We start from the raw sequence: 9,563 nt of genomic DNA, 5'->3' as shown, positions 1-9,563 counted from the left end.
GGCTGGCGCCCCGCTGCGATGCGCCCGCGCTGCGGATCGAGGCGGGCGGCCGGCGCATCCCGCCGATCCATGCCGACGCGACACAGGCCGTGTTCGCCCTCCCGCCAGGGCTGTCCGAGGTGACCATCGCCTCGCGCGCCACCATGCCGTGGACGCTCACGCCCTGGATCGACGATCGCCGCCGGCTCGGCGTGGCGGTCCGCCGCGTGGAGGTGCTGGCCGGGGATGGCGTCGAGGTCGTGCCGCTCGACAGCCCGCGCCTCGGCGCCGGTTGGTGGCCGGCGGAGGGAGGAGCCGACCGGCTGGTGCGATGGACCGACGGGGCGGCACATCTTCACCTGCCGTGCCCGGGCGCCGGCCCCGTCGTCCTCCGGCTTACGCTCGCGGCGGTCGCTCTTCAGTCCGCCGAACAGCCACAGGCCCGGCCCGCGCCGCCCGTCGCCGCCTGACCGCGCCCCGCTCGGCGGACGCGTATCCCACCCAACACGATGGCGCGCGGCCAGCGCGCACACGCCGATAGCCGCGTCGCATCCCGCCGGTTGATGAAATGTCATTAAAATTGCCCGACTGGCGGCTTTGAATGATCTTTTAACGCATCGCAAACAGATTAAGGACGTTCTTGTTTCATGAGACGATTATCTGTAATTCAAACATCTGAGGATTCAAGAAGATGTCCGGTGTCCTGGGGAGCCTGCTGGGGGTCACGATCGGCTCGAACTCCACGATCGACCAGTCCGGCTCGGTCACACTGAATCTCGGCGTCTTGGGAACGACGACGGTCACCCGCGATTCGGGCACGCCGCCGTCCGATCCGGTCATCGTCAATGCCACGCTGGCGTCCGTCGACGCGCTCGACACCGTCAACGTGACCAACAATGCCGAACTGATCATCGACGGCCTCGCGGGCGTCACGGCGCTGATGACCTACAACATCAGCAACGGCGGCACGCTGTCGCTGAGCCCGGCGATCGATGCCAGCATCCTCACCACGATCAATTTCGAGACCGGCGGCGGTACACTGATCGTCCCGTCCAATCTGTCGCTTGATATCGGGAGTTCGATCACCGGCTTCGGCGCCGGCGATGCCATCGACTACACCGGCGCCGCCACCGGGCTGGGGACGGTGACGTATTCGAATTCCACCGGCGTAACGTCCGTGCCGATCGTGGACGGCGCCGGCAACACGGTCAAAACGCTGTTCCTGACCGGCAACTTCGCCAACATGCTGACCGCCATCCCGAACGGCGCCGGCGGCGTGGTGATCGAGCTGTCCTGCCTGCTCGAGGGAACGCTGGTGGCGACCCCGACCGGCGAGCGGCCGGTGGAGGCCCTGGCCGAGGGTGACCTGGTGCTCACGCCGCAGGGCGCGCGACGCATCACCTGGGTGGGCCGCCGGCAGGTCGAACTCGACCGCCATCCGAACCCCGAAGCGGTCCGTCCGGTCCGCGTCCGGGCCGGCGCGTTCGGCATCGGCCGTCCCAACCGGGACGTGCTGATCAGCCCCGACCACGCGGTGTTCGTGGACGGCATGCTGGTTCCCATCCGCTACCTGCAGAACGGTCGGTCGATCGCGCCGGACCACGACATCCCGGCGCCGACCTACTACCACGTCGAACTCGCGCAGCATGCCGTGATCTATGCCTCCGGCCTGCCGGTCGAGACCTATCTGGAAACCGGCGGCCGCGGCGCCTTCACCAATGCCGAGGGGCCGGTCCAGCTGCACGCGGACTTCACGTTCCGCCAGTGGGAGGCCGAGGGTTTCGCGCCCGTGGTCATCTCCGGCCCGGCTGTGGAGCGGGTCCGGTCTCATCTCGCGGCAATCGCGGACGCCTTGCCGGTCATCGCCCCGGGAAACGAGGCGCAGGCCCGCGCGGCCTGACGCAACGCCCTCCCGACGTCGCCCCCTCTGGGGTGGCGTTCCTCTCCAGGCGGCAGGGCATCCCTGCCGCCTTTTTTCTGCGTCGCCGCGCATATCCGGATGTGAGTCGAGTAGATTTATTCAAGTCACGTTTCGCGTTACGCGAGAATCCGGTTGAGACGGATCAGCGATCCGTATAATTTCTGCGTCTGATCTCATATTTCAGACGAGGCCTCAATGTCCCTTCCGTTTGCGCCCCTCCCGTCCGACGACCCGCCGGAGCCCGGCCTCGCGCCCCAAGCGCCGGGCGGGGCGCCGGACACCCTGCCGGCGACCGGGACCGTCGGCGGCGCCGTTTTAGTCGTCGGGGAGACCGTGCGTGTCGCCGATCATCAGGCGCTCGTCATCGATGGCCCGGTCGACGCCAATGTGCTGAGCGCCTTCGAGATCGGCCAGGGCGCCACGCTCGGCCTCGAATCCGCGGCGACCACCAATGTCCTGACCACCATCGATTTCGCGGCCCCGGACGGGACGCTGGTGCTGTCGGCCGGATTTTGCCTCGATGTCGGCAGCCAGATCACCGGCTTCGGGCCGGGCGACACGATCGACTACTGCGCCGGTATCGCCGGTCTGACCGCCGAGGTGACACCGGCCGTCACCCTCCAGGGCGAGACGATCGCGCCCGCGGTGACGACGGTCAGCCTGTCGAACGCCGCCGGACAGCCGGTCGGCAGCCTGCGGCTGGTGGGTGACTACCGGGGGCAGCTCGGCCTGGCGCCGGACGGCGACGGCGGCACGCGGATCGTGTGCCTGTGCCTGCTGGCCGGCACGCGGGTGCGCACCCCGGACGGGACCTGCGTCGTGGAGGCGCTGCGGCCGGGCGACATGGTGGAGACGCAGGAGGGTCCGCGCGCCGTCACCTGGGTCGGCGGCCGCCGCTTCGACCTGGAGAGCCATCCGCAGCCCGAGGCGGTGCGCCCGATACGCGTCGCCGCCGGCGCCTTCGGCCCCGACCTGCCCGTCCGCGACCTGTGGCTCAGCCCCGACCACGCGATCCTCGACGAGGACGTGCTCATTCCGGTCCGCTACCTCGTCAACGGCTGCACCATCCGGCCCGACGCGGAGCGGACGGAGGTGCACTATTTCCACGTCGAACTCGCCCGTCACGGCGTGCTGTATGCCGAGGGGCTGCCGGTGGAGAGCTACCTCGACACCGGCGACCGCGAGGCGTTCATCCGCGCCGACGCCGCCACACGCAAGCCGCCCGCCGGCACGGTGCCAGCGATTTGGGAGTCGCACGGCTATGCCCCGCTCGCCGTCGCCGGGCCGCGCGTCGCGGGGTTGCGCGCCCGGCTCGCGGCCCGCGCCGCTTCGTTTGCCGAGGCCGAGAGCGGCTGACGGAACGCGCCGCGCCTTTCGCATCGACGGCACGGTCTCGCCCCATCTGGCGCGCGACCGTTCTGCCGTTAGACTGGGCGCATGAGCACACAGGATGCGCCCGGGGCGGCGCGCACGGGGATGGCGCACAGCGCGGGCGCCCTGGCGGGGCTGAAGGTGATCGATCTCAGCCGGGTGCTGGGCGGCCCGTATTGCACGATGATCCTCTCCGACCACGGGGCGGAGGTGATCAAGGTCGAGCCGCCGCAGGGCGACGAGACGCGCGACTGGGGCCCGCCGTTCGACGACGGCGACGCCAGCTATTTCCTCGGCGTGAACCGCAACAAGAAGTCGGTGGCGCTCGATCTCGGCCGGCCGGAAGGGCGCGCGGTGCTGCTGCGCCTGCTGGAAGACGCCGACGTGCTGGTCGAGAACTTCAAGACCGGCACGATGGAGCGCTGGGGCCTGGGCTACGAGGCCGATTTGGCGCCGCGCTTCCCGCGCCTCGTGCATTGCCGCGTCTCCGGCTTCGGCGCCGACGGGCCGCTCGGCGGCCTGCCCGGCTATGACGCGATCCTGCAGGCCATGACCGGGCTGATGAGCGTCAACGGCGACCCGTCCACCGGCCCGCTGCGCCTCGGCACCGCGATCGTGGACATGGCGACCGGGCTCTATGCCGCGACCGGCGTGCTGATGGCGCTGCAGGAACGCGCGCGGTCCGGGCGCGGCCAGTTCGTCGACATGACGCTGCACGATTCCGGCATGGCGCTGCTGCACCCGCAGGCGGCCAACTACTTCCTCGACGGCCGCCGCCCGGTGCCGACCGGCAACCCGCATCCGAACCTGGTGCCGTACGGCAAATACACGACACGCAGCGGCGACATCTTCATCGCCAGCGGCAACAACGGGCAGTTCCGCAAGCTGTGCGCGGTGCTCGGGCGCGAGGACATGGCGGCGGACCCGCGCTTCGCCGACAACGCCGCGCGCATGCGCAACCGCGCGGCGCTCGACGCGGCGCTCGACGCCGCCTTTGCCGCGACGGACGCCGAGGACATCGCGGTCCGGCTGATGGCGGCGGGCGTGCCGGCCGGCCCGGTGCTGCCGATCGACGCGGTCACGGCCTCGGCCCACGCGGCGCATCGCGAGATGATCGTCAACCTCGACGGGTTCCGCGCCATCGGGACACCGATCAAGCTGTCGCGCACGCCGGGGGGCGCGCGCGCCCGCCCGCCCCGCTTCGCCGAGCACGCGGCGGAGATCCTGCGCGCGCATGGCTACACCGACGACGACCTCGCGCAGCTTGCCGCCGAGGGCGTGCTGCACGTCAAACGGCGCGTGTAGGACCGGCGCCCAAGCGGATGGCGGCCACCCCCAGCCCGGCGCGGGAGATGCTGCGCGGCGGCCCCCGCGCCGCCTGGGCGATGTTCGACGCGGACTGGTACCGCGCCACCTACGCCGCCGACATCGGGCCGCCGCCCGCCGACCTGCTCGGCTGGTTCCTCGACCGGGGCCAGATGCTCGGTCACGCGCCGAACCGCTGGTTCGACGAGGCGTGGTACCGCCTGCGCTACCCGGACGTCGAGGCGGCGATGCGGCGCGGCGACTGCGAGTCCGGGTTCGACGCCTATTGCCGGGGCGGCTATCTCGACCGCTCCGGCCACTGGCTGTTCGATGCCGACCTCTATCGCCGGCTGTCGGAGGGCCTGCTGATCGAGGCGCTCGTCGAGGGGGATTTCTTCGGCCACTACGACCACTTCCTCAAGCATGGCGCGGTCGAACGGCGGCCGATGCACGGGCTGTTCGACGCGGACACGTACCTCGCCGCGCTCGATCCCGCCGGCCGCGCGGCGGCGGAAGACGCGGGGCCCTGGCGGCACTACGTCGCCCGCCTCGGCACCTGGGACGACGCCGCCGGCGGGGCGGAACCGCCGACCAGCCGCTATTTCCGGCCCGACTGGTACCGCCGCACCTATCCGCAGGCGGCGGCGGCGATCGCGGGCGGGGCGTTCGGCGGGGCGCTGCACCACTATCTCGCCAACGAGACGCCGACCGCGTTCGATCCCCTGCCCGCCTTCAACGAGACCTATTACCTGCGCCGCCATCCCGACATCGCCGAGGCGGTCGAACAGGGGGCGCAGCGCAACGGCTATGCGCATTTCCTGGCCGACGGGATCGATGAACTGCGGCAGCCCTCGCCGTCCCTCGACCTGCGCCACTACACGACGGCGCATCCGCAGGTCGCGGCCGATATCGCCGCGGGGCGCGCGCCGGACGCCTTCGCCCACTGGCTGCTGATCGGCGAGCCGGGCGGCCTGTCGGGCGTCGCCGTCGCGGCCACCGGCCTGCCGGACGACGCCCGCGCCCGCGCGCTGTTTCGTGCCCGCGCCGAGTTGCTGCTGCCCGTGCTGGCCCGCGCCCCGCTGGATTTCTCGCCGGCCGACGACGCGGTGCTCAGCGTCGTGATGGTCGTGCGCGATCAGTTCGCGCTGACGATGCAGGCGCTCGCGTCGCTGCGGCAGAACTTCGCCGGCGACATCGAGCTGGTGCTGGTGGACAGCGGCTCGACCGACGAGACGCGCCATCTGCGCCGCTACGTCAGCGGCGCGCGGCTGCTGCGCTTCGACCTCAACATCGGCTATCTGCGCGGCTGCAACGCCGCGCTCTACAGCGTCACCGCGCCGTATGTCCTGTTCCTCAACAACGACGTCGAGCTGGCGCCGGGCGCGGTCGCGGCGGCGCTGCGCCGGCTGTCGGACGATCCCGGCATCGGCGCGGTCGGCGGCAAGATCGTGCGGGCCGGCGGGCTGCTGCAGGAGGCCGGGTCGATCATCTGGGGCGACGGCGCGACCGAGGGCTATCTGCGCGACGCCTCGCCGCTCGCGCCGGAGGCCAACTTCGTGCGCGACGTGGATTTCTGTTCCGCCGCCTTCCTGCTGGCGCGCACCGATGTGGTGCAGCGCCTCGAGGGCTTCGATCCCGACTATGCCCCCGCCTATTACGAGGACACTGATCTCTGCGTCCGCATCGCGGCGCAGGGCCTGCGCGTGGTCTATGACCCAGCGATCGCCGTCCATCACCTCGAATACGGCAGCAGCGACGACGCCGAGGCGGCGGCGCAGATGGCGCGCTCGCGCCGCGTCTTCGTCGAGAAGCATGCCGCCCTGCTCGCGCGCCGGCCGGCGCGCGACCCGGCGCTGCTGCCGTCGGCGCGCGCACGGCCCGACGGGGCGCCGCACCTGCTGTTCATTGAGGATACGGTGCCGGTCCGCGGCCTCGGCTCCGGCTTCGTCCGTGCGAACGACATCCTGCGGGTGATGGCAGCCCTCGGGCTGCATGTGACGGTGTTTCCCGTCAACGGCTGCGACGTCAGCCTCGCCGCCGTCTATGCCGACATGCCGGAGACGGTGGAGGTGATGCACGATCAGACGATCGACACCCTCGGCCCCTTCCTCGACGCGCGGCAGGACCATTACGACTGCGTCTGGATCGCGCGCACGCACAACCTCGACCGCGCGCTGCCGGTGCTGGCGCCCTGGCTGGCCGGCGCGCGCCGGCGCCCGCGCGTCGTGCTCGACACCGAGGCGGTGGCCAGCCTGCGCGCGGCCGAGCATGCGGCGCTGAACGGCGACACCGATTTCAACCTTGCCGACGCGCTCGCCGGGGAGTTCCGCAATGCCGGTGCCTGCGACGCCTATGTGGCGGTGACGGAGCAGGAGGTCGCGACGCTGCGCGGACTCGACCTCGCCCCCGTGACCATGATCGGCCATGTCCGCACCCTGTCGCTGACGCCGCGCCCCTATGCCGAACGCCACGGCATGCTGTTCGTCGGCGCGATGCACGCGCAGGACAGCCCCAATTACGACAGCCTGTGCTGGTTCATCGACGAGGTGCTGCCGCTGATCGAGGCGGAACTTGGGTGGGAGACGCGCCTGACGGTGATCGGGCACACCGCGCCGGGCGTCAGCCTCGACCGGTTCGCCGACCATCCGCGCGTGACGCTGCGCGGCACCGTCGCGGATCTGCGCCCCGCCTATGACGGCCACCGCGTCTTCATCGCGCCGACCCGCTTCGCCGCCGGTGCGCCGTACAAGGTCCACGAGGCGGCGTCCTATGGCGTGCCGGTCGTCGCCAGCGAGCTGATCCGCGGCCAGCTCGGCTGGGAGGACGGGCACGACCTGCTGAGCGCCAGCACCGCCGATCCCGCCGCCTTTGCCGCGGCGGTGCTGCGGGTCTGGCGGTCGGAGGCATTGTGGGAGCATCTGCGCGGCGGTGCTGCGGCGCGCATCCTGGCGGAGAACCAGCCCGACGCCTATGAGGGCGCGATACGCGAGGCGCTGCGCCTGCCGCCGCCGATCGCCGTGGACAACGTGACGCTGTTTCCCGTCACGCCGCGCGGCGAGCGGCTATAGCCCGGCCTGCGTCTCGTCCGCCTGCCACGCCGCCTCGGCCTGCAGGCGGCGGAAGCTGCGCGCGCTGAACGGCAGCATGCCGAGATAGATCAGCCCGGCCGCCGCCAGCGCCGCCCAGGGATCGGCGACCAGCACGGCGGCGAACGTGCCGACGCCGAGCATCAGCGGCAGCACGTAGTCCGCCGGCACCTTGAAGTTCTTGAAGCTCCAGACCGGCAGGGTCGAGACCAGCAGCATCGCGGTGCCGATCAGCATGGCCGCCGGCAGCAGCGGGAAGCGGGCCGCCGTCACCAGCCAGTCGAGGCCCATGGCGCGCCCCTCCAGCCCGACGAACAGCGGAAACAGCGCCAGCAGCGCGCCCGCCGGCGCCGGCACGCCGGTGAAGAAGTTCCACGCATAGGCCGGCGCGCCGTGGCCGCCGCTGTCGCCGCCGAGCGAGGCGTTGAAGCGCGCCAGCCGCAGCGCCATGCAGACGGCGAAAATGATGCAGGGCGTGAACCCGAAGCCGCCGAGGCGCTGCAGCGACCAGAGATACAGGATGAAGGCCGGCGCCACGCCGAAGCACAGGAAGTCGGCGAGGCTGTCGAACTCCGCCCCGAAGCGCGACGTGGCCTTCAGCAGCCGCGCGAGCCGCCCGTCCAGCCCGTCGATGCAGCCGGCGATCAGCACCGCGACGGTCGCCGCGCCGAACCGCCCCTCGAGCGCGAGCCGCATGGAGGTGAGCCCGGCGCACAGGCCGAGCAGCGTCATCAGGTTGGGGATCAGCCTGTTGAACGAGGGTCCGGAAAAGCGCGGCCGGGTGCGCCTGCGCATCCGGCGCAGCCGCCGGATCGGCCGGGCGACCACGACGGGGGCGACCCGCGGCCGCCGTCCGCCCTCCGACTCCTCGCGCTCGATCATGTCAGCTCCGCGATCACCGTCTCGCCGCCCACCATACGCTGTCCCGGCACGACCAGCGGCATGGTTCCCGCCGGAAGATACAGATCGGTGCGGCTGCCGAAGCGGATGATGCCGAACCGCGCCCCGGTCCGCACCGCCTCGCCCTCGTGCACGTCGCACAGGATGCGCCGCGCGATCAGGCCGGCGATCTGCACCACCGCCAGCATCCGCCCGTCCGGCAGGCGGATGGCCAGCGCGTTGCGCTCGTTCTCGTCGGACGCCTTGTCAAGGCTGGCATTGACGAAACGGCCGTGGCGATAGGCGATGCGGGTGACGACGCCGTCCGCCGGGATGCGGTTCACGTGCACGTCGAGCACGGACAGGAAAATGCCGACGCGCGGCAGCGGCGCGTCGCCGAGGCCGAGTTCGGCGGGCGGCACCGCCGGCCCCACCGTGACGACGCGCCCGTCGGCAGGGGCGACGACCGCCCCCGCGCGCGGCGGCGCGACCCGGGCAGGATCGCGGAAGAAGAACAGGCAGAACAGCAGCGCCGCGAGGCCCAGCACGGCAAGCACGTGCGACACGAACAGCCCCACGACCAGCACGACCGCCGCCGCGAACAGGAACGGGCGGCCGGCGGGATGCGGCCCCGGAAAGGCGACGCGCAGAGACTCGGCAAGGCCCATGGTCGGTCCTGTTACAGGGGATCGGTGCGCGCGGTTCGCGCGGGCCCGGGCGGCGTCACGCCGCGAATACCGGGCGACGGTTTATCCAGGGTTCACTTTACTCGGGCAAGACCGGGCACGCACAGCGCAGGCCGAGGTGACGCGATGCCGCCCGATGGTTCCTTCATGCTCGGCCCCTTCGCCGTGGACGCCAGCGGCGCCATCGCGCTCGCCTCGGACACCGCCGCCTGTGGCTTCCGCTGGCGCGGGCGCGCCGTCTGGGCGCAGCTGCGCCCGGCGGCCATGGCGCTGTCGGTCGGGCTCGGCCGTATCCCGAGCACGGCGCGCGACGCCGCGTCCCGCCCGGCGTTGCTC

7 protein-coding genes and 1 pseudogene are annotated in these 9,563 nt (G+C 71.7%); 6 read left to right on the top strand and 2 right to left on the bottom strand.

Going from position 1 to position 9,563, the window contains the following annotated elements; all coding sequences use genetic code 11:
- From B8460_RS21525 to B8460_RS02035, 5 genes and pseudogenes are all read left to right on the top strand, one after another.
- Positions 1–449: pseudogene (locus B8460_RS21525) on the top strand (hypothetical protein); the annotation flags it as partial.
- A gap of 221 nt (positions 450–670) precedes the next feature.
- Positions 671–1,879, top strand: a complete 1,209-nt coding sequence (locus B8460_RS02050) for a Hint domain-containing protein (RefSeq protein WP_048859903.1) — start codon at positions 671–673, stop codon at positions 1,877–1,879.
- Between the two features lie 216 nt (positions 1,880–2,095).
- Positions 2,096–3,256, top strand: coding sequence for a Hint domain-containing protein (locus tag B8460_RS02045; RefSeq protein WP_048859902.1), 1,161 nt, complete (start codon positions 2,096–2,098; stop codon positions 3,254–3,256).
- An 81-nt stretch (positions 3,257–3,337) separates the two neighbouring features.
- Complete coding sequence (locus tag B8460_RS02040; RefSeq protein WP_199445510.1) at positions 3,338–4,576, top strand: CaiB/BaiF CoA transferase family protein; 1,239 nt, start codon at positions 3,338–3,340, stop codon at positions 4,574–4,576.
- A gap of 17 nt (positions 4,577–4,593) precedes the next feature.
- Complete coding sequence (locus B8460_RS02035; protein WP_084623128.1) at positions 4,594–7,644, top strand: glycosyltransferase; 3,051 nt, start codon at positions 4,594–4,596, stop codon at positions 7,642–7,644.
- Here B8460_RS02035 and B8460_RS02030 read toward each other — a convergent pair.
- A complete protein-coding gene (locus B8460_RS02030) occupies positions 7,639–8,457 on the bottom strand; it encodes a CDP-alcohol phosphatidyltransferase family protein (RefSeq protein ID WP_241771071.1) in 819 nt (272 codons plus the stop codon). The two genes, B8460_RS02035 and B8460_RS02030, sit on opposite strands and share 6 nt — an antisense overlap.
- A gap of 83 nt (positions 8,458–8,540) precedes the next feature.
- A complete protein-coding gene (locus tag B8460_RS02025) occupies positions 8,541–9,209 on the bottom strand; it encodes a phosphatidylserine decarboxylase (protein WP_048859901.1) in 669 nt (222 codons plus the stop codon).
- Positions 9,210–9,353: 144 nt separating this feature from the next.
- On the opposite strand from B8460_RS02025, the gene B8460_RS02020 reads away from it, so the two are divergent.
- Positions 9,354–9,563, top strand: a 210-nt coding sequence (locus B8460_RS02020; protein WP_048859900.1) for a hypothetical protein, incomplete at its 3' end; no start/stop codon positions are given.

It is taken from the genome of Acidisphaera rubrifaciens HS-AP3, assembly GCF_000964365.1.
Classification (GTDB): domain Bacteria; phylum Pseudomonadota; class Alphaproteobacteria; order Acetobacterales; family Acetobacteraceae; genus Acidisphaera; species Acidisphaera rubrifaciens.
This window is presented reverse-complemented; position numbering and strand designations above follow the sequence as displayed.